We start from the raw sequence: 19024 nt of genomic DNA, 5'->3' as shown, positions 1-19024 counted from the left end.
TCAACTCCTCGGGGCGACCGCGTCCAGCGCGGGGGCTACGTGGCCCAGTGCCTCGCGCATGCGCTCGGCCAGTGAGCCTTGGGGGACAACGAGAAGCGGGTTCCCGGGAGCGGGGCTGACCCAGCTCTCCAGCGCCACCCGAGCCGCCGCGGAGACCGCTGCCGCGAGCACGGCGGGGGCCAGGCCGCGAGCGCCGAGCCTGGCCGCGATCGCCTCCGCCAAGGGGTGCTCGATCTCGGTCAGGGTCTGCACGAAAGCCTTGCGCAGCGCGGGATTGGACGTGATCAGCGTCAGCGAGTCACCGCTGGGCTCGTCGGTGGACGTGTACAGGTCGAGCACGGCGGCCACCACGGCGTCGGCGAGGGGTTCGTCCGCGGGACGGGCGCGGAGCGCGGCGCCGACGCGGAGGGCTCGTTCGGCGGCCAACGCGGCGACGATCGCCTGTTCGCGGCTGGAGAAGTAGTTGTTGTAGGTCCGGGGCGAGACGCCCGCGGCCTCGGCGATGTCGTCGACGCGCACGTTCTCCGGGCCGTGCTCCAGGGCGAGGCGCAGGGCGGCGGCGCTGAGGGCTTCGCGGGTCGCGAGCTTCTTGCGTTCGCGCAGCCCACCGGGCTCGTTGGGGCTCATGACGGCCAGTCTAGCCCAGTGAGTTGCGTGCGCGCAGTTTTGCGTGCACGCAACTTTGTGTACGCTGCGCCTGGCACTCGGGAGGTGCGAGTGCCAGGCCGGGTGGTCGGCGCCGGTGGTGCAACGCCGTCGCGGGCGTCGGCGCCGACCACCCCTGAGCAGCGAAGAGGAATCCGCACATGGCCAAGATGATCGCGTTTGACGAACAAGCCCGTCGCGGTCTCGAGCGGGGCATGAACACCCTCGCCGACGCCGTCAAGGTGACGCTGGGCCCGAAGGGCCGCAACGTCGTTCTGGAGAAGAAGTGGGGCGCTCCCACGATCACCAACGACGGCGTCTCCATCGCCAAGGAGATCGAGCTGGAGGACCCGTGGGAGAAGATCGGGGCCGAGCTCGTCAAGGAAGTTGCCAAGAAGACCGATGATGTCGCGGGTGATGGCACCACCACCGCGACCGTGCTGGCGCAGGCGCTGGTGCGGGAGGGTCTGCGCAACGTCGCGGCTGGTGCGAACCCGATCGCGCTCAAGCGTGGTATCGAGAAGGCGACCGAGGCGGTTGCCGAGCAGTTGTTGAAGAACGCCAAGGAGGTCGAGACCAAGGAGCAGATCGCTGCCACGGCCTCGATTTCGGCTGCTGACTCCACGATCGGTGAGTTGATCGCCGAGGCGATGGACAAGGTCGGCAAGGAAGGTGTCATCACCGTCGAGGAGAGCAACACCCTGGGTCTTGAGCTGGAGCTCACCGAGGGCATGCGCTTCGACAAGGGCTACCTGGCCCCGCACTTCGTCACCGACACCGAGCGGCTGGAGGCGGTGCTCGACGAGCCCTACCTGCTCTTCGTCTCCGGCAAGATCACGACGGTCAAGGACCTGCTTCCGGTGCTGGAGAAGGTGATGCAGACCGGCAGGCCGTTGCTGGTCGTCGCCGAGGACGTGGAGAACGAGCCGCTGGCCACGCTCATCCTCAACAAGCTGAAGGGCACCTTCAGGTCCGTCGCCGTCAAGGCCCCGGGCTTCGGTGACCGCCGCGAGGCGATGCTGCAGGACATGGCGATCCTGACCGGGGGCCAGGTGATCTCGGAGAAAGTGGGGCTGCGCCTGGAGAACGCGGACATCTCCCTGCTCGGCTCCGCGCGGAAGGCAGTGATCACCAAGGACGAGACCACGATCGTCGACGGCGCGGGGGTGGCAGAGGCGATCCAGGGCCGGGTGAACCAGATCCGCGCCGAGATCGAGAAGTCGGACTCCGACTACGACCGCGAGAAGCTGCAGGAGCGCCTGGCCAAGCTGGCCGGTGGCGTCGCCGTCATCAAGGCGGGCGCGGCCACCGAGGTCGAGCTCAAGGAGCGCAAGCACCGCATCGAGGACGCGGTGCGCAACGCCAAGGCCGCCGTCGAGGAGGGCATCGTCGCGGGCGGGGGCGTGGCGCTGGTGCAGGCCGGGACGGTGCTCGCCGGGCTCGTCCTGGACGGCGACGAGGCGACCGGCGCCGCCATCGTGAAGGTCGCGCTGGAGGCCCCGCTGAAGCAGATCGCCGTGAACACCGGGCTGGAGCCGGGTGTGGTCGCGGAGAAGGTGCGCGGCCTGCCGCCGGGGCACGGCCTGGACGCGGCGGCCGAACGCTACGTCGACCTCGTCGAGGCCGGGATCATCGACCCCGCCAAGGTCACCCGCTCGGCCCTGCGCAATGCCGCCTCCATCGCCGCCCTCTTCCTCACCACCGAAGCCGTCGTCGCCGACAAGCCCGCGCAGGACGCGACCGCCGACCCCGCCACCCCCGACTTCTGACCCCTCCGCGCGTGCCGAACGCACTGAATGAGTCATTCGGTGCGATCAAGTACCTCAATGACTCATTCAGTGCGCCAACGCCCGGTCAGGTCGGCACCGGCAGGGGTTGCTGGGGCAGCTCGTCCAGGATCAGCACGGTGTGGCTGGACACCACGTCCGGCATGGTCTGGAACCGGTTGAGCACCAGGTCCCGCAGGCTCGACGCGTCCTTGGCGCGGACCAGCAGCACCAGGTCGTGCTCGCCGGAGACCAGCGCGCCGTGCCACACCTCCGGGATCTCCATGATCCGCTGGCGGACGGCCTTCCACGAGTGCTGGCTGACCTTCAGGTGCACGTAGGCCGCCACGCCGAAGCCGTAGCGCTCCGGGTCCACGGTGGCGCTGTAGCCGGTGATCACCCCGTCCCGCTGCAACCGCTCCACCCGGGTGTAGGCGCTGCCCCGGGAGATGTGCAGCTTCTCCGCCAGCGCGCGCATGGACATCCGGGCATCGGAGCGCAGCTCGGCCACGATCCGCCGGTCGGTGTCGTCGAGCGGCACGACCGGTGTGCGCTTTGCGGACAGTTCACTGGACATATGGCCGAGCTTAACCGTTCCGATGAGCCATCTGCACAGAGAAACGGGCTCCGTCTGGAAGATCGGCCCTGCAAATTTCACCATGGAGGGAGACGACGGAGTCAGCCAGATCACACGGGAGGTCCCATGTCTGTCACTGACCTTTCCGCGCGGGAGCGCTCGCTGCTCCCCACCGCGCTCCCGGTGGCCCTGCTGGACAAGAACGGCATACCCGTCGACGACCCGGCGCTGGAGATGCCCGCCGACGACGTGCTCCTGGAGCTGCACCGGCGCATCGTGATCGGCCGCCGCTTCGACACCCAGGCCACCGCGCTGACCCGCCAGGGCCGCCTCGCGGTCTACCCCTCCTCGCGCGGGCAGGAGGCGTGCGAGGTCGGCTCGGTGCTCGCGCTGCGCGAGCAGGACTGGCTGTTCCCCACCTACCGCGACTCGGTCGCGCTGGTGACCAGGGGAGTGGACCCGGTGCAGACGCTCACGCTGCTCCAGGGCAGTTGGCACCTGGGCTACGACCCCTACGTGCACAAGGTCGGCCCGCAGTGCACACCGTTGGCCACCAACACCTTGCACGCGGTCGGCCTCGCGCACGCCGCGCGGCTCAAGGGCGAGGACACCGTGGCGCTCGTGCTGCTCGGTGACGGCGCCACGAGCGAGGGCGACACGCACGAGGCGCTGAACTTCGCGGCCGTGTGGAAGGCGCCCGTGGTGTTCCTGGTGCAGAACAACGGCTACGCGATCAGTGTCCCGCTGAGCAAGCAGAGCGCCGCGCCTTCCTTGGCGCACAAGGGAGTCGGCTACGGCGTGCCGTCCTACCTGATCGACGGCAACGATCCCGCCGCGGTCTACGCGACCGTGCGCGAGGCGATCACCGCCGCCGCGGCCGGCGGTGGGCCCGCGCTGATCGAGGCCAAGACCTACCGGATCGAGGCGCACACCAACGCCGACGACGCCGGGCGCTACCGCGACGCCGACGAGGTGGCCGCGTGGCTGGACCGCGATCCCCTCGACCGGATCGAGCGCTACCTGACCTCGCGCGGCCTGCTCGACGACGCCCGCCGCGCGGAGATCCAGGCCGAGGCCGAGGACTTCGCCGCGTCGGTGCGCGACGGCATGAACGCCGAGCCGGAGCTGGACCCGGCCGACCTCTTCGCCCACGTCTACACCCAGCCCACCAGGGCGCTGCGCGAGCAGGCCGCCCTGCTCGCCGAGGAGCTGGCGTCGTGACCACCGGCGACGTGATCTTCTCAACGGAGGCGTCATGACCACCGCGATCGGCAACCAAGAGCTGTCCCTGTCCGGGGCGCTGAACCGGGCGCTCGCGGACGCGCTCGAAGCCGATGAGCGCGTGCTCGTCTTCGGCGAGGACGTCGGTCCGCTCGGCGGCGTCTTCCGCGTCACCGACGGGCTGGCCGCGCGCTTCGGCGAGCACCGCGTCTTCGACACCCCGCTGGCCGAGTCCGGCATCGTCGGCACCGCGATCGGCATGGCGATGAACGGTATGCGGCCGGTGGTGGAGATGCAGTTCGACGCGTTCGCCTACCCCGCGTTCGAGCAGATCACCAGCCACCTCGCCAAGATCCACAACCGCACGCGCGGCCGCGTCGAGCTGCCCGTGGTGATCCGCGTGCCCTACGGCGGCGGCATCGGTGGCGTCGAGCACCACTGCGACTCCTCCGAGGCGTACTACACGCACACGCCCGGCCTGCGGGTGGTCTCCCCGGGCACCCCGGGCGACGCCTACCAGCTGCTGCGCGACGCGATCGACTCGCCGGACCCGGTGATCTTCCTGGAGCCCAAGCGCCGGTACTGGTCCAAGGGGCCGGTCGCCTTCGACCGCTCCGGTCCGGCCATGGACCGCGCGCTCGTGCGGCGGCAGGGCAAGGACGTCACGCTGATCGCCTACGGCCCGATGGTCGCCACCGCGCTGGAGACGGCGTCGGCCGCGGCCGAGGAGGGCTGGGACGTCGAGGTGATCGATCTGCGCAGCCTCTCCCCGTTCGACGACGAGACCGTCACCGAGTCCGTGCGCCGCACGGGCCGCGCCGTGGTGGTGCACGAGGCGTCGGGCTTCTCCGGCTACGGGGCCGAGGTCGTCGCGCGGGTGACCGAGCGGTGCTTCCACCATCTGCACGCGCCGATCCTGCGCGTCACCGGCTTCGACATCCCGTACCCGCCGCCGAAGCTGGAGGAGCACCACCTGCCCGGCGTCGACCGGATCCTCGACGCCATCGCCCGGTTGCAGTGGGACGACGAGGTGGTGGGCTTCGGTGGCTGACTTCCGGTTGCCCGACCTCGGCGAGGGACTGACCGAGGCGGAGATCGTCAGCTGGCTGGTGGAGGTCGGCGACACCGTCGCGGTGGACCAGCCGGTGGTGGAGGTCGAGACGGCGAAGGCGGTCGTGGAGGTTCCCTCGCCGTTCTCCGGCGTGGTCACCGCGCGGCACGGCGCGCCCGGCGAGACCCTGTCGGTGGGCTCGGTCCTGCTCAGCGTCGGCGAGTCCACGTTCGCGGAGCCCGGCGTCGTGGTCCCCGCCCCGGCCGGTCCGGTGGACGAGGGCAGCGGCAACGTGCTGATCGGCTACGGCACCTCGTCGGCACCACGCCGCCGTCGCCGCGGACGGGTGAAGCAGCAGCCGCAGGAAGCCCCGCCGGTGAACGCGAAACCCGCGAGCGGTCCTCCGGTGATCTCGCCGTTGGTGCGGCGCATGGCCAAGGACAATGGCATCGACCTCACGGTGGTGCGCGGCAGCGGACCCGGCGGCGTCGTGCGGCGCTGCGATGTCGAGCAGGCCATGGCGAAGCCGGTCGCCACCGGTGAGCGCCGAATCCCGTTGAAGGGACTGCGGAAGACCGTTGCCGACAAGCTCAGCGCCTCGCGCAGGGAGATCCCCGAGGCGACGGTGTGGGTCGACGTCGACGCCACCGAGCTGATGGCCGCGCGCGCCGCGCTCGACGGGGTCGGCCTGCTGGCCCTGTTCGCGCGCTTCGCCGTGCTCGGGCTGCGCCGCTTCCCCGAGCTGAACTCGCGCATCGAGGGCGACGAGATCGTGGTGCTGGACGACGTGCACCTCGGCTTCGCCGCGCAGACCGAGCGGGGGCTCGTCGTTCCCGTTGTGCGGGAAGCGAACAAGCTCACCACGGCGGAGCTGTCCGCGGCGCTGGCCGAGCGCACGACAGCCGCGCGGGAAGGCAGGCTCGGGCCTGCGGAGCTGACCGGCGGCACGTTCACCGTCAACAACTACGGCGTGTTCGGAGTGGACGGTTCGGCGGCGATCATCAACCACCCCGAGGCCGCGATCCTCGGGCTGGGGCGGATCATCGACCGGCCGTGGGCGGTGGACGGGCAACTTGCGATTCGCAAGATCACCGAGCTGACGCTCGCCTTCGACCACCGGGTCTGCGACGGGGCGACGGCGGGCGGGTTCCTGCGGTTCGTCGCGGACTGCGTGGAGTCGCCGATCCGGGCGCTGGCCGACCTGTGACCCCTCCTAGGTCCATCCGGCGGGGATCCACCTGAAATCCTGATCTTGTCGGAGGTGGCTCGCGGCGCAGGCCCTAAGCTTGTCCGGCATGGAAGACCTTGCCTGCCTGAGCCCGCCGGAGCGAGTGCGGCGGTGGGCCCAGTTGCTGGAAGAGGTCGACTCACGGATCCGGGAGCGCGCGGCCGGGCGCGTGGACTGGGTGCGGCTCAAGCTCAACCTGATCCGCAAGGGCCGGGCCATGGAGGTGTACTCGGCGGCGGACGCGGCGGTGCGCACCGCCGCCTTCGTCGCCGAGCTGCACCGCGGGGGCCTCGCCGAGGAGGTGGCCGAGGTGCTGCCCTCGGCGGAGGAGCTGGTCCGCGCCTGCCTCGCGGAGATCCCGATCCCGCCGGAGCGCGCGCTGACCAGGGTCGTGCTCGACGACCTCGACGTGACCGCGATCCGCAACAGCAGGCAGGCGAAGATCCTGGTGGAGGCGGCCGAGCAGCACGCGGCCCGGCTGCGCGACCCCCGGCTGGCCGCGCAGCTGCGCAGGTGGTCCTCGCTGAAGACCCGACTGGTCTGATCGTCCACAGTGGACAGATCGGTTGCTGGCAACCTGTCAGCCTCGATCTGCGTACCCTGGCGCCGTGACCGATGTGCAGCCCTCGCCGACGGCGGAGGACGAGAAGCCCGAGACGACCGAGCAGCCGAAGAAGAAGACCTCCTTCTGGCGCGAGCTGCCGATCCTGGTCGTCACCGCCCTGGTGCTGGCGTTGCTGATCCAGACCTTCATCGCGCGGGTCTACGTGATCCCGTCCCAGTCGATGGAGACCACGCTGCACGGGTGCGCGGGCTGCACCAACGACCGGGTGCTGGTGGACAAGGTGGTCCACCGCTTCTCCGGCATCGAGGCGGGCGAGGTCGTGGTCTTCCGCGGTCCGGACTCCTGGACCAGCAACCACCTTTCCGAGCCGGACTCCGGCTGGGCCTGGCTGCGCGAGCTGGGCTCGCTGTTCGGCCTGCCGGCCGCCGACGAGCGGGACTTCGTCAAGCGGGTGATCGCGCTGCCCGGGCAGAAGGTCGAGTGCTGCACGCCGGACAACAAGGTCCTGGTCGACGGCAAACCCCTGACCGAGCCCTACGTCCACTACCAGGAGGGCTTCGGCGACAAGCAGATCGCCTTCGGCCCGGTGGTCGTCCCGCCCGGCCACCTCTGGATGATGGGCGACAACCGCAACAACTCCCGCGACTCCCGCGCCGCCGGGCAGGGACCGGTGCCGATCGAGAACGTGATCGGCAAGGTCCGCGCCATCGTGCTGCCGCCCAGCCGCTGGCAGGGCATCGACCACCCGAACCCCCAGGCGGTTGCCCTCGGGGCACCCGCGTGGCAGGCCGGGATCCCGCTCGGGCTCGGCCTCGCCGGGGCGTGGCCCGCGCTCTGGGCCGTGCGCCGCACCAGCAACGCCCTCCGTTCGCGAATCGTCAGCTGAGCCAGGCCCGGGCGATCACGCTCCACCGTCGATCAAGGGGGGCGTCGGTGGGTCTTGTTGCCGGCGCGGGCCGTTGTGCCGAGCTTCTGGTCGGTGTCGCGCGCATGTGCGCGTACTCGGCTTCCGGCGTTCGCCACTCCGTCGGGGTCGGCATCCGGGACGGCAGGAACATCGGCGTGGTGACCGAGCCCGGTGCGCGTACCGCCGAAGTGAACGGCCGCAAGGCTGTGTCGGTGCCGACGACGCCCTGGAGCTGTCTGCTCATGCTCGCGCTCGGGGAGACCGCCCGCGTCGAGGTGATCGTCATCGGTGACGGAAACGAGAACGCGTGCGAGACCGCCAGGAAGCTCGGCGACGTCGTCGAGCCCCGGCTGCCCAAGCGGGTGGGCTGAGGGCTTCCGGTGCGCTACCTGGCGTAGTGGGCGCCGAGGGCCTGGCCCGCGGCGGACAGGGTGCGCTCGACGAGGTCGGTCGGTGTGCCCTTGCGCCAGCGCTGCGCCCAGTCGGCGGCGTAGTCGAGGTAGTCGCCGTACTGCTCCGGCGACCACGGGCCGTCGATCCCCCAGTCGGAGCCGCGCAGCGCGTTCACCGCGATCACCACGTTCTCGTCGAGGATCAGCGGGCCGGTCTTGCCGTCGAAGGCCGCGAAGTACAGGACCTTGGTGAAGCCCGACCCCGGCAGCCTGCCGAGCGCGTGGCTGCCCTTCCTGGTGAGCATGCCGAACCCGGCGACCGGGCCGTCCTCGCGGGTCCTGCGCACCGCGGCGGAGAGGTTCGGGCCCACCGCGCCGGGGTTGTGGTCGAAGACCATGCCGAGCTTCACCGCGCCGCGCTGCTTCGGCCCGGCCGTCCAGACGTAGGCGGCCACGAGTGTGTGCACCGCGCCCAGCTCGTCGTCGGCCCGGCGGGCGATCTGGAAGACGGTGCGCCGGTCGACGGTCCCGGCGTCCAGCTCCGGCGGCCAGAACGCGGCGTCCGGCAGGTGTGGCAGCCAGTGCAGCTTGTTGAAGCCGACCCGCTGGCGGAGGAGGTAGACGCTGTCGCGCGCGGGCGGGGTCCCTCGGAAGACCTTGTCGAAGTCCAGGACGCTCACCGCCGCACGGTACCGAGGCGCACCGGCAGATCGCGCTCGGCCCACTCCGCCATCGTGTCGAGCACCTTCCGCAGCCGCGCCCCGGCCTCGGTCAGCTCGTACTCCACCCGCGGCGGGACCTCGGCGTAGGCGGTCCGCGTCACCAGGCCCGTCTCCTCCAGCCGCCGCAGCCGCGCCGACAGCGTCTTCGGGCTGATGCCGGGCAGTCCGGCGCGCAGCTCGGTGAAGCGCTTCGGGCCGGGGAGCAGGTCGCGGACGATCAGCGTCGCCCACGGTCCCTCCAGGACGGCCAGGAACCGCGCGACCCCGCACTCCGGCAGATCGTGATCCAGATCACTCACGTCGACCCCAATAGTTCATTTGAGGTAACTGATTCCCCATCGGAACCATAGCCTCATGACCAAGATTGTTGTGCACGGAGCCACCGGCGCCCAGGGCGCCCCCGTCGTTCGCGCCGTCGCGGCCGCGGGCCTGCCGGTGCGCGGCCTGTCCCGGGCCGAGGGCGACCTCGACGACCGCGCCGGGCTCGGCGCCGCCTACGAAGGGGCGACCGGTGCGTTCATCCACTTCCCGATCACGCCCGATCCGGCCGCTCCGGCGCGCTGGGCGGAGAACCTGGCCGCCGTCGCCCGCCCGGCGCGCGCGGTGATCTCCACCAGCGGCGGCGTTCCCGGCGATGACACCTCGCCGTTCGGGTCGCAGCGGCTGGCGGCACTGGGCGAGCTGGCCGAGCGGCTGCGCGAGGCCGGAGTCGTGGTGACCGTGCTCGCGCCGCGGCTGTTCCTGGAGAACCTGTTGCTGCCGCCAGTACAGGAAACCCTTGCCGGAGAAGGCGTTCTGGCCTACCCGGTGGCGGCGGACCAGCCGGTGGCCTGGGTCAGTCACCTCGACGTCGCCGAGGCCGCGGTGGCCGCGCTCACCCACGCCAGTCCGCCGTCCTTTGTGGACGTCGGCCCGGTGCCCGGCCTGACCGGGGCCGAGCTGGCCGCGCAGCACGGAGCCGGGGTCACCTATCGCGCGATGCCCCCTGCGGAGTTCGGCGCGCTGCTCGCCCCCGTCCTCGGCGAGGGCGCCGCAGCCGGGATTGAGGGCCTCTACCAAGCGGTTGCGGCCCGACCGGACGCCCTGGCGTTCACCACCGAGACCGGGACCGAGAAGCTGCTGGGCGTGCGGTCGCGGTCCGCGGGCGCGTGGCTGGCGGGGTTGAGCGGTACTCCGCTCGGGTAGTCCGAACCGGTGAGCAGGCCGGAGGAATCGGAGCAACGGCAGCTCGCCCGCAACCTCAGCGAGCTGCTCCAGGAACTGCGCGTCGCCCAGGGCGGCGTGCAGATCCTGTTCGGGTTCCTGCTGTCCATCGCCTTCAGCGACCGCTACGAGGACGTCGACGGCTACATCCGGGTGCTGCACCTGGTCACCGTCGTGCTCGCCGCCGCGGCCGTCGCGCTGCTGACCGCCCCGGCCTCCTGGCACCGGCTGCTGTTCCGGCAGGGCATGCGCAAGGAGATCATCGACACCGCCAACGTCTTCGCCATCACCGGCATGGTGTTCCTGGCGCTGGCGATGATCGGCACCGTGCTGTTGCTCGGCGAGGCCATCGTCGGCGGCTGGCCGGCGATCGTCATCGGCGTGTTCGCGTTGGTGGGCTTCGGAATGCTGTGGTTCGTGCTGCCGCTGCTGCGCCGCAGGGACTCATGACCCGAACCAGCTCCGGATGATCTCCGCCGTGCGCTCGGGCTGGTCCTCGGCGACGTAGGTGTAGGAGTCGTCGATCCTGTGCAGTTCCGCGCCCAGCGTCTTCGCGTAGCGCTCGGCGCGGGCGAGCGGGAAGACGCGGTCTTCCTCCGCCCACGCAAGCAGGACGGGCAGGCCGGTGAGCCTGGCCGCCGCCGCGCGGGTGTAGCGCTCCGACACGCTGCCGATGGCTTTGCGGCCGTCGAAGCGGATGTCGCGGCGGGTGAGCACCGGGCGGATGTAGCTGTTCATCGTGCCGGCGTCGATCGGGTACTTCGCGAGCCAGCCGTAGGTGTTGCGCCAGCGCCAGGTCCGCCGCACGCGCAGCACCTGGTAGAGGGCGCGATAGGTCAGCGGTGTCGCCGCGGTGGCCTTGAGCAACCCGAATCCTCCGGGCGTCGGCGGCCAGGTGTCCTCCGGTGTCTCGCACGAGCTGAGCACCAGCCCGCCGATCCGCTCGGGGTGCGCGGCGGCGGTCACCTGGGCGTAGGCGCCGCCGGAGTCGTTGCCGACCAGCGTCACGTCCCGCAGGTCCAGCTCCCGCAACAGGTCCGCGACCAGCCGGGCGATGCCGCGGGGAGAGAGGTCGGCGTCCCGGTTCACCGGTGCCGCGTGCGAGCCCAGGGGCAGGTCCGGCGTGATGCAGCGGAACGAGTCCGCCAGCAGCGGGACCAGCTTGCGCCAGATGTTCGCGTTGACCAGGTAGCCGTGCAGGAACACCAGTGCCGGGCCGCTGCCGCGGTCGTGGAAGCGCACGGGCCCCGAGGGCAGTCGCACCTCGCAGGCCGTTCCGAGCCGGTCGTCGCGCCACAGCTCCGGAGTCATCGGGCCACCTCCGCCCACCGGCGCGTGCGCAGGTCCACCCGGCCTCCGGGTGCCGCAACCCCCTCCGCGGCCAGCCGCCTGAGTTGTTCCTCGCGTAGGTGCGGGGCGCAGCTGCCGTCCGCCTTCACCACCCGATGCCATTCGAGATCGGCGCCGTCCTCGGCCAGGACGCGGCCGACGAAGCGCGGTGTGGGCGCACCGGTGAGGGCCGCGACGTCGCCGTAGGTGGCCACGCTGCCGGGCGGGATCAGGGCGACCGAGGCGCGGATGCGCTCGACGAGATCTTCGTTCACCTCACCAGCTTCGCAGCGCTCTTGTAATCATTGCAAGAGTCGGCTCGGTGAACGGACCTGCCGCGGGCGGTGTGCTCATCGCGATGACCGTGCTGTTCGCCTGGCTCGCCCGGATCAGTCGACTTCGCTGGTGCTCGGTGTCGTCCGGGCGGGTCGCTTCCTACGTGCTCCTGTGCGCCGAGATCAGCAGGATCGCGTCCAGCAGGCGCCACCAGTCCGGCTCGCTGAGGTCCTGGCCCAGCACCGGCGCCAGCAGGCTCGCCGCGCCGAGCAGGCGTGCGGAGAACTCCTGCGGGTCTTGGCCGAGCCCTTCGGCGGCGGTGGCCACGGTGGCCCGGAACCTTCGGGTCCGGCCGAGGCGCGCGAGTTCCGGGGGTACCGGAGCGGTCGGCGCCGCGTCCGGTTTGCCCAGTTCGATGCGCAGGTCGGTGCCCAGCGCGACTGCCAGGCTGCGCAACGCTTTGACGGTCGGATTTCCCCTGCCGTTCTCCAGGTTGGCGATGTAGGGCACGGACAGTCCTGCGTCGGCCGCCACCGAGGCCACCGTCCGTCCGCTCGCCGTGCGCAGCGCGCGCAGCTGCGTCCCGATCTGCTCGTCCCGCACCGGGGCTCCTATCTTGACAGAACACTTCCGATCGGTCTTTTCTCTTGAGGAGAATACTCGGCGGAGGTGGGACGTGCTGGAGGCACTGCGGTTGCGGGATTTCCGGCTGCTCTGGGGGGCGCGCCTGGTGGCCGCGCTGGGATCGTGGTTGCTGGTGATCGCCATCCCGGCGCACGTCTTCCAGATCACCGGGTCGATGCTGGCGACCGGGCTCACGCTGGTCGCGGAGTTCCTGCCGCCCCTGGTGCTGGGCCCGTTCGCCGGGGCGCTCGCGGACAGGTGGGACCGGCGGCGCGTGATGATCTGCGCCGACCTGTTCCGCGCCGCGGTGATCTCGCTGATGTTGTTCGCCACCACGGAACAGACGCTGTGGCTGGTCTACGTCGCGCTCATCGCCGAGAGCGCCGGCTCGACGGTCTTCCGGCCCGCCGCGCAGGCGCACACCCCCGCCGTCGTCGGCACCGGCTCCGCGCTGAGCGGCGCGCAGTCGCTGAACGCCGCCGGTGACGGGATCGTCCGGCTCGTCGGGCCACCGGCCGGTGCCGCACTGCTCACGGTTGCGGGCTTCGAGTTCCTCGTCCTGCTCGACAGCGCGAGCTACCTGATCTCGGCGCTCGCGATCACGGCGACGGCGCCGCGCCCGCATCCACCCGGGTCGCGGGCAGCGGTGCGCGCCGGGATCGCCGGCATCCTGCCGGTGCTGCGCGGTGTGCCGATCGCGTTGGCGTTCTTGCCTTTCACCGCGATCTTCCTGGCGGCCAACGCCTCGCTGAGCGCACTCCTGGTTCCCTTCGGCGTGCGGCAGCTCGGTGGCAGCGAACAGATCGGCTTCGTGAGCTCGGCCCTGGGGCTGGGTTTCCTGCTCGGCGCCGTGATCATCCGGCACTGCGCCGACCGCTTCCAGCCCGGCCACCTCTTCGCGGCGAGCCAGTTCGCCACCGCGATCGCCTTCTTCGTGCTGTTCAGCTCGGCCACGATGACCGTGGCCCTGCCCGCGGCCGTCGCGATCGGCGCCTTCGGCTCGATGACCGTCGTCGTGCCGCAGCTGACCTTGCAACGGGTCGTGCCCGCTGAGGCCCTTGGCCGGATCAGCGCGGTCTTCCTGTCGGCGGAGGCCATGGCCACGCTGCTCGGTGCCCTCGTCGGTCCGATGCTGGCCGAAGGGTTCTCCCTGCGCACGGCGATGGTGGTGGCGTGCGTGACCACGGCGCTCAGCGCACTGGCGAGCAGCGTGTCGATCCCTCAGCCCGCGATGGTCGAGACGGTGTCCCGGTAGATCTGCATCTCCTCCCGGGTCTGCACGACGAGGACCGGGATCGCCGCGCCGGGCGGGCTGATCGGACCGTCGTCCTCCCGGTTGCCGGACAGGCCGCCGGAGAACCCGAGCACGCCGAGCCGGTCCGCGATGGCCTCGCGCACCTCCGGCTGGTCCCAGCCGATCTCGCCGGTGAAGACCAGAGCGTCGATCCGGTCCAGGCTCGTCGCCGCCGCGGCCAGCTCCCGGCTCGCGCGGTGGGTGAACACCCGCAGCGCGAGGTCTGCGTCCACATCGCCCGCGGCGGCGGCCCGCACCAGGTCGCGGGTGTCCGGGGAACCGCCGAGCCCGAGCAGCCCGGAACCGGTGTGCAGCCCCTCCGCCAGCTCGTCGAGGCCGAGTTTGTTCTCCCGCAGCAACCACAACAGCATCCCTGGATCGACGCTGCCGCTGCGCTTGGCCATCGGCAGGCCCTCAAGGGGTGTGAAGCCCATCGACGTGTCGACGCTGCGGCCGTCGCGGAACGCGCACACCGAACTCCCGCCGCCGAGATGCGCCAGCAGCAGGCTCAGCTCCGCCACCGGCCGCTCCAGCAGCTCCGCCGCCCTGCTGATCGCCCATCCGTAGGAGAGGCCGTGGAAACCGTAGCGCCGCAACCCGAAGCGCTCGCGCCACTCCTTCGGCAGCGGGTAGGTCGCCGCGACCTCGGGAAGTCCACTGTGGAACGCGGTGTCCGGGCACAGCACGTGCGGCACGCCGAGCCTGTCCCGGAGCTTGTCGAGCAGGGTCAGGCTCGCGGGGACGTGCAGCGGGGCGAGCGAGGCGAACTCCCGAACTGCGTCGATCACCCCGTCGGAGACGATCGTCGGTGTGGTCACGCCGGGGCCGCCGTGCACGATCCGATGACCGACTGCTTCGATGTTCGTGTTGCGGGACAACAGCTTTTCCAGTTCGTTCACCGCGTCATCGGTCTCCGGTCGCTGCTCGACGTGCATGGAGCCGAGCACCCGGTGATCGTCGATGACGTGCGCCTGCAGGCTGGACGAACCGGGGTTGATCGTCAGCACCGCGCTCATGCCGACCACTCCCACTCGGTGATCTCGGGGGAGTCCTCGCCCTCGCGGTAGGCGTAGGCCTTGAGCTCCTCCCGCTTCTCCAGCAGCTCCTGCACGATCCCGCCGCCCCGCGAGGACCAGCCGGGAGTGCGGCCGACCGCGTCCGCGGCGAGGTCGAAGCGGCTCATCCTGTTGCTCACCAACAGGTCGAAGGGTGTCGTGGTGGTGCCCTCCTCCAGGTAGCCGTGCACGTGGAAGCGGCTCGGGTCCGGCCTGCCGTGCAGCACCTCGTGCACCGCCGAGGGGTAGCCGTGGAAGGCGAAGACCACCGGGAGGTCCTCGCCGAAGCACGCGGTGAACTCCTCGGCGCTCATCCCGTGCGGATGTTTGTCCGGAGTGGACAGCGTGAGCAGGTCGACCACGTTGACCACGCGCACCCTCAGCTCCGGCGCGTGCCTGCGCAACAACCACGCCGCCGCAACGGTTTCCACGGTCGGGATGCCTCCGGCGCAGGCGAGCACCACGTCCGGCTCCGGGTGGCTCGCCCACTCCCAGACGCCGGCGCCCGCCCGGCAGTGCCGCTCCGCCTCGGCCAGGTCCAGCCACTGCGGCGCCGGGTTCTTGCCGGCCACCACTAGGTTGATCCGGTTCGTCGTCGCGAGGCAGTGCCGCATCGTCACCAGCAGCGTGTTCGCGTCCGGCGGCAGGTAGACCCGGGTCACCGAGGACTTCTTGGTCAGCAGGTTGTTGATGAAGCCGGGTCCCTGGTGGCTGTAGCCGTTGTGCTCCTGCCGCCAGCCCTCGCTGGTGAGCAGGTAGTTCAGGCTGGCGACCGGCGCCCGCCACGGCACCTCGCCCGCCATCTTCAGGAACTTGGCGTACTGGTTCACCATTCCGTCCACGATGGACGCGAACGCCTCGTAGCACGGGAACAGCCCGTGCCGCCCGGTCAGCAGGTAGCCCTGCAACCAGCCCTGGCACAGGTGCTCCGAGAGCACTTCGAGGACCCGCCCGTCCTGGGCCATGTGCTCGGAGTACTGGGTGAGCGGCCAGGTGAACGCGCGGCCCGTCGCGTCGAGGACGGCACCGAGCTTGTTGGACTCCAGCTCGTCCGGGCACATGATCCGGAAGTCCCGCCGCTGCTCGGTGGCGCGCATCAGTTCCGCGAGCCAGCTGCCCGTCGTGCCGGTCGCGCTCGCCGTTGCGCCACCCGGTTCCGGCACGTCGATGGCGAACTTCTCCAGCTCCGGCAACGGCAGATCGCGCCGCAGCCGTCCGCCGTTGGCCTGCGGTACGCGGCCGAGCCGCAGTTCCTCCGAGGGCAGGAGGTCGAGGAGGTCGTCCATCGGCCTGCCGTCGTCGTGGAACAGCTCCTCCGGGCGATAGGAGCGCAGCCACGCCTCGATCTCGGGGAGCTGGTCCGCGCTCAGCGGTACCTGGTGCGCGTGGAAGGTCCCGCCGCCAGCTTCCTTCGGCAGACCCCAACCCTTGGGGCTGCGCAACAGGATCATCGGTCGACGCTGCTTGATGTCCTTGTGCGCCGCGTCCAGCGTCTCGGCGAACACCAGGTCGGGATCGTCGGTGCGCTCGACGTCGACGATGTGCGGCGACCAGCCCGCGCCGCGGAAGTAGTCCGTCAGCTCGTCGTCGGACATGGTGGCGTAGATGGTCGGCGACGAGATCTTGGCGCCGTTGAGGTGCAGCACCGGCAGGACCGCACCGCAGGTTTCCGGGTCGAGGAACTTGTTGGCGTGCCAGGAGGCCGCGGTAGGACCGGTCTCCGCCTCGCCGTCACCGACGATGCACGCCACGAGCAGGTCCGGGTCGTCGAGGGCCGCGCCGAACGCGGTGGCCAGCGCGTAGCCCAGCTCGCCGCCCTCGTGGACCACCCCCGGCACCTCGGGGGAGAGGTGGCTGGGGAATCCGCCCGGCCAGGAGAAGCCCTTGACCAGATCGGTGAGGGTCATGCCGGGGTCGATCGCGGAGTGGGTGCCCTCCAGCCAGAGGTTCGCGTGCACCGCGGGCGCCCCGTGGCCGGGGCCGGTGACCAGCAGCGTCCGCTGCCCGGTGCGCCGCACCAGCCCGTTGAGTCCACAGTAGACGAAAGTGATGCCGGGACAGGTCCCCCAGTGGCCCAGCAGCCTCGGTTTGAGGTGCTCCGGGCGCAGCGGCTCGCGCAGCAGCACGTTGTCGCGCAGGTAGATCATGGCCGCGGCGAGGTAGTCGCAGGCGCGGCGATAGCGTCGGGAGGTCTCCGTGGTCGGTGTTCGCACGGGAGTCGGTTACCCGTGGGCACGCCTGGAATATCACGCTGCGTGTTTCTTCCGCCTGCGCACGGGTATCGCCTCAAGGGAACGGAATCCGCGAGACGACAGGAGACCACATGAGCGTGATCGAGGAACAGGTCGAAGTCCACGTGCCGGTGCGCACCGCGTACGACCAGTGGACCCAGTTCGAGTCGTTCCCGCAGTTCATGGAGGGTGTCGAGCGGGTAGAGCAGCGGACGAACACGCTGACCCACTGGCACACCTCCATCGCCGGGGTCGACCGCGAGTTCGACGCGGAGATCCTGCACCAGGTGCCCGACGAGCGGGTGTCGTGGAGCGTGCTCTCCGGGCCGAAGCACCGCGGCACCGTCTCGTTCACCCCGGAGGACGCCACGCACACCAAGGTGTCCCTGAGGATCGAGTACGAGCCCGAGGGTGTCGTGGAGAACGTCGGCGACAAGCTGGGCATCGTGCGCGGCAGGGTGAAGGGCGACCTCAAGCGCTTCAAGGAGTTCATCGAGGAGCGCGGCACCGAGACCGGTGCGTGGCGAGGTGAGGTCAAGCCCGGGGATTCCCGGCTGTGACCGAGGTCTGTGGCCGGACGGAGGTCGTCGCCCCGGTCGGCCTCGTCCGGCCGCACTGGCACCGCGTGGAGTCCTTCCCGGAGTTCATGCGGGGCGTGCGGGCCGTCCGCCGCGGCAGCGGTGAGCTGACGCACTGGCAGCTGGACGACCGGGAGATCCCCGTGCTGGTGCGGATGACCGAGCGCGGGATCTCCTGGTCCACAGTGGACGGACCGAGGTACGAGGTGGTGGTGCTCTGGCGCGCCTTGCCCGGCGGCCGGACCCGCGTCACCTGGCGGATCTGGGTGGACCAGGACAGCGAACTGGGCACCCCGGAGGAACTCGCCCTGCGCTTCCAGGGCGATCTCGAACGCTTCGCCGACCGCATGGTCTCGATCAGGGGGCTGCGCATCGACCACGGTGAGGCGTGGTTGAAGGACCCTCATGGCGGACGCCAGCCGGTTGCGCTGTGAGGAAGACCGTCGTGGAGGACGGGGCGCGGAGCGAGCCGTGCCCCGCCCGACTGGTCAGCCGGTCCGGACCTGGTCGATGAGGGCGTCGAGTTCCTGACCGGCGGCACGGGCGCCGAGCAGGTCGCGGAGCGGGATGAGCAGGTGGCGCAGCAGGTCGGGGTGAACGCCCTGCTCGGTGCTCGCGGCGGTGATGTTGGCGATCGCCACTGCCTGCATGTCCGAGGGGGAGTCGTCGTCATCGCCCGCGGTGGCCGACAACGGCGCCGTCGCGATCAGCCACGAGGGCAGCAGCGCGGTCAGAGCCTCGGCGTGCTCCGGGCCGACCATGGCGAGTGCGTGGCTGACGCCGGCGAACTGGCCGTACATCGCGGTGAGCAGGGCCAGGTCGTACAGCGAAGCCAGACCGGGATCGGTGCCGACGTGCTGAGCGGAGCCGAGGCTGCCGAGCGCGCCGGAGTGCTGGTCGAACGCGGGTCGTGGGCCGCTGTAGAGCACCAGCGACCCGGGCTGACCGATCATCGGCGGCACCGCCATGATCCCGCCATCAAGGTAGTCGGCACCGGTCCCGGCGGCCCAGGTCGCGGTCTCGCGCGCTTGGCCTGGCGTGCCGTTGGTCAGGTTCACCAGCGTGCGGCCCGTGAGCGTCGTCGCGGCGCCGCCGAGGACCTTGTGCAGGGTCGGGTAATCGAGGAGGCAGACGACCACGAGCGGGCTCGCGGTGATCGCGTCCTCTACGGTGGCGGCCTGCACGGCGCCGTTCGCCACGAGGTCGTCGGCCTTGCCCGCGGTGCGGTTCCAGACGGTGGTCGGGTGCCCGGCCTTCAGGAACGCGGCGGCCAGGGCCTTGCCCATCGCGCCGAGTCCGACGACCGTCACCGGGGTGTCGGTGTTGTCCTTCGTCATGGTCACGACTTTGCGAGAGTCCG

General features: G+C 70.9%; 22 protein-coding genes. 12 read left to right on the top strand and 10 right to left on the bottom strand.

Annotation, left to right across the window (positions count from 1 at the left end; genetic code table 11):
* Positions 1–627, bottom strand: coding sequence for a TetR/AcrR family transcriptional regulator (locus tag BLT28_RS12850; protein WP_030431721.1), 627 nt, complete (start codon positions 625–627; stop codon positions 1–3).
* 179 nt (positions 628–806) lie between these two features.
* Between BLT28_RS12850 and groL the strand changes: the two genes are divergently transcribed.
* Entirely contained in the window at positions 807–2414 is a 1608-nt protein-coding gene (gene groL / locus BLT28_RS12845; RefSeq protein WP_083383731.1) for a chaperonin GroEL, read from the top strand.
* Positions 2415–2499: 85 nt separating this feature from the next.
* Here the strand turns inward: groL and BLT28_RS12840 are convergent, their stop codons facing one another.
* Positions 2500–2988, bottom strand: a complete 489-nt coding sequence (locus BLT28_RS12840; protein ID WP_052407982.1) for an Lrp/AsnC family transcriptional regulator — start codon at positions 2986–2988, stop codon at positions 2500–2502.
* 126 nt (positions 2989–3114) lie between these two features.
* Between BLT28_RS12840 and pdhA the strand changes: the two genes are divergently transcribed.
* From pdhA to BLT28_RS12810, 6 genes are all read left to right on the top strand, one after another.
* The gene (pdhA, locus tag BLT28_RS12835) at positions 3115–4209 is read left to right on the top strand and encodes a pyruvate dehydrogenase (acetyl-transferring) E1 component subunit alpha (RefSeq protein ID WP_030432561.1); all 1095 of its coding nucleotides are present in this window, start codon (positions 3115–3117) and stop codon (positions 4207–4209) included.
* A gap of 34 nt (positions 4210–4243) precedes the next feature.
* Positions 4244–5260, top strand: a complete 1017-nt coding sequence (locus BLT28_RS12830; RefSeq protein ID WP_030432560.1) for an alpha-ketoacid dehydrogenase subunit beta — start codon at positions 4244–4246, stop codon at positions 5258–5260.
* Positions 5253–6467, top strand: coding sequence for a dihydrolipoamide acetyltransferase family protein (locus BLT28_RS12825; RefSeq protein WP_030432559.1), 1215 nt, complete (start codon positions 5253–5255; stop codon positions 6465–6467). Before BLT28_RS12830 ends, BLT28_RS12825 begins: the two co-directional genes overlap by 8 nt.
* Before the next feature lie 88 nt (positions 6468–6555).
* Positions 6556–7032, top strand: coding sequence for a hypothetical protein (locus BLT28_RS12820; protein ID WP_156051600.1), 477 nt, complete (start codon positions 6556–6558; stop codon positions 7030–7032).
* 64 nt (positions 7033–7096) lie between these two features.
* A complete protein-coding gene (lepB, locus tag BLT28_RS12815; RefSeq protein WP_030432557.1) occupies positions 7097–7939 on the top strand; it encodes a signal peptidase I in 843 nt (280 codons plus the stop codon).
* A 47-nt stretch (positions 7940–7986) separates the two neighbouring features.
* On the top strand, positions 7987–8331 hold the full coding sequence (locus BLT28_RS12810) for a hypothetical protein (RefSeq protein WP_156051596.1): 345 nt from the start codon (positions 7987–7989) through the stop codon (positions 8329–8331).
* Positions 8332–8345: 14 nt separating this feature from the next.
* Here BLT28_RS12810 and BLT28_RS12805 read toward each other — a convergent pair whose 3' ends face one another.
* Positions 8346–9032 (bottom strand): 8-oxoguanine DNA glycosylase OGG fold protein, encoded by a 687-nt coding sequence (locus BLT28_RS12805; protein ID WP_030432555.1) that lies wholly within the window; start codon positions 9030–9032, stop codon positions 8346–8348.
* Positions 9029–9373 (bottom strand): winged helix-turn-helix transcriptional regulator, encoded by a 345-nt coding sequence (locus BLT28_RS12800; RefSeq protein ID WP_030432554.1) that lies wholly within the window; start codon positions 9371–9373, stop codon positions 9029–9031. The genes BLT28_RS12805 and BLT28_RS12800 overlap by 4 nt, the downstream gene beginning before the upstream one ends.
* Before the next feature lie 55 nt (positions 9374–9428).
* Between BLT28_RS12800 and BLT28_RS12795 the strand changes: the two genes are divergently transcribed.
* Together BLT28_RS12795 and BLT28_RS12790 are read left to right on the top strand one after the other, a co-directional pair.
* Positions 9429–10259, top strand: a complete 831-nt coding sequence (locus BLT28_RS12795; protein WP_030432553.1) for an NmrA family NAD(P)-binding protein — start codon at positions 9429–9431, stop codon at positions 10257–10259.
* 9 nt (positions 10260–10268) lie between these two features.
* Entirely contained in the window at positions 10269–10727 is a 459-nt protein-coding gene (locus BLT28_RS12790) for a DUF6328 family protein (protein ID WP_030432552.1), read from the top strand.
* Here BLT28_RS12790 and BLT28_RS12785 read toward each other — a convergent pair.
* From BLT28_RS12785 to BLT28_RS12775, 3 genes are all read right to left on the bottom strand, one after another.
* Positions 10722–11588 (bottom strand): alpha/beta fold hydrolase, encoded by an 867-nt coding sequence (locus tag BLT28_RS12785; RefSeq protein WP_030432551.1) that lies wholly within the window; start codon positions 11586–11588, stop codon positions 10722–10724. The genes BLT28_RS12790 and BLT28_RS12785 overlap by 6 nt on opposite strands.
* The gene (locus BLT28_RS12780; protein WP_030432550.1) at positions 11585–11881 is read right to left on the bottom strand and encodes an MGMT family protein; all 297 of its coding nucleotides are present in this window, start codon (positions 11879–11881) and stop codon (positions 11585–11587) included. The genes BLT28_RS12785 and BLT28_RS12780 overlap by 4 nt, the downstream gene beginning before the upstream one ends.
* Before the next feature lie 160 nt (positions 11882–12041).
* A complete protein-coding gene (locus BLT28_RS12775; RefSeq protein ID WP_030432549.1) occupies positions 12042–12485 on the bottom strand; it encodes a helix-turn-helix domain-containing protein in 444 nt (147 codons plus the stop codon).
* A gap of 73 nt (positions 12486–12558) precedes the next feature.
* On the opposite strand from BLT28_RS12775, the gene BLT28_RS12770 reads away from it, so the two are divergent.
* Positions 12559–13761: an MFS transporter gene (locus BLT28_RS12770; RefSeq protein ID WP_052407980.1), complete on the top strand. Its 1203-nt coding sequence runs from the start codon at positions 12559–12561 to the stop codon at positions 13759–13761.
* Here the strand turns inward: BLT28_RS12770 and BLT28_RS12765 are convergent.
* Together BLT28_RS12765 and BLT28_RS12760 are read right to left on the bottom strand one after the other, a co-directional pair.
* Positions 13728–14816: an acetate/propionate family kinase gene (locus tag BLT28_RS12765; RefSeq protein ID WP_030432547.1), complete on the bottom strand. Its 1089-nt coding sequence runs from the start codon at positions 14814–14816 to the stop codon at positions 13728–13730. The two genes, BLT28_RS12770 and BLT28_RS12765, sit on opposite strands and share 34 nt — an antisense overlap.
* Positions 14813–17068 (bottom strand): phosphoketolase family protein, encoded by a 2256-nt coding sequence (locus tag BLT28_RS12760; RefSeq protein WP_030432546.1) that lies wholly within the window; start codon positions 17066–17068, stop codon positions 14813–14815. Before BLT28_RS12760 ends, BLT28_RS12765 begins: the two co-directional genes overlap by 4 nt.
* A 110-nt stretch (positions 17069–17178) precedes the next feature.
* On the opposite strand from BLT28_RS12760, the gene BLT28_RS12755 reads away from it, so the two are divergent.
* Together BLT28_RS12755 and BLT28_RS12750 are read left to right on the top strand one after the other, a co-directional pair.
* Positions 17179–17646 carry an SRPBCC family protein gene (locus BLT28_RS12755; RefSeq protein WP_030432545.1) on the top strand — a complete coding sequence of 156 codons (468 nt, stop codon included), beginning with the start codon at positions 17179–17181 and terminating at the stop codon, positions 17644–17646.
* Positions 17643–18098, top strand: a complete 456-nt coding sequence (locus BLT28_RS12750) for an SRPBCC family protein (protein WP_030432544.1) — start codon at positions 17643–17645, stop codon at positions 18096–18098. The genes BLT28_RS12755 and BLT28_RS12750 overlap by 4 nt, the downstream gene beginning before the upstream one ends.
* Positions 18099–18152: 54 nt before the next feature.
* Here BLT28_RS12750 and BLT28_RS12745 read toward each other — a convergent pair whose 3' ends face one another.
* Entirely contained in the window at positions 18153–19001 is an 849-nt protein-coding gene (locus tag BLT28_RS12745) for an NAD(P)-dependent oxidoreductase (RefSeq protein ID WP_030432543.1), read from the bottom strand.
* Positions 19002–19024 lie beyond the last annotated feature (23 nt).

The sequence above is a fragment of the Allokutzneria albata genome (assembly GCF_900103775.1).
In the GTDB taxonomy this organism is placed as follows: domain Bacteria; phylum Actinomycetota; class Actinomycetes; order Mycobacteriales; family Pseudonocardiaceae; genus Allokutzneria; species Allokutzneria albata.
The sequence above is the reverse complement of the archived record's forward strand: the minus strand, read 5'-3'. Positions and strand labels throughout refer to the sequence as shown.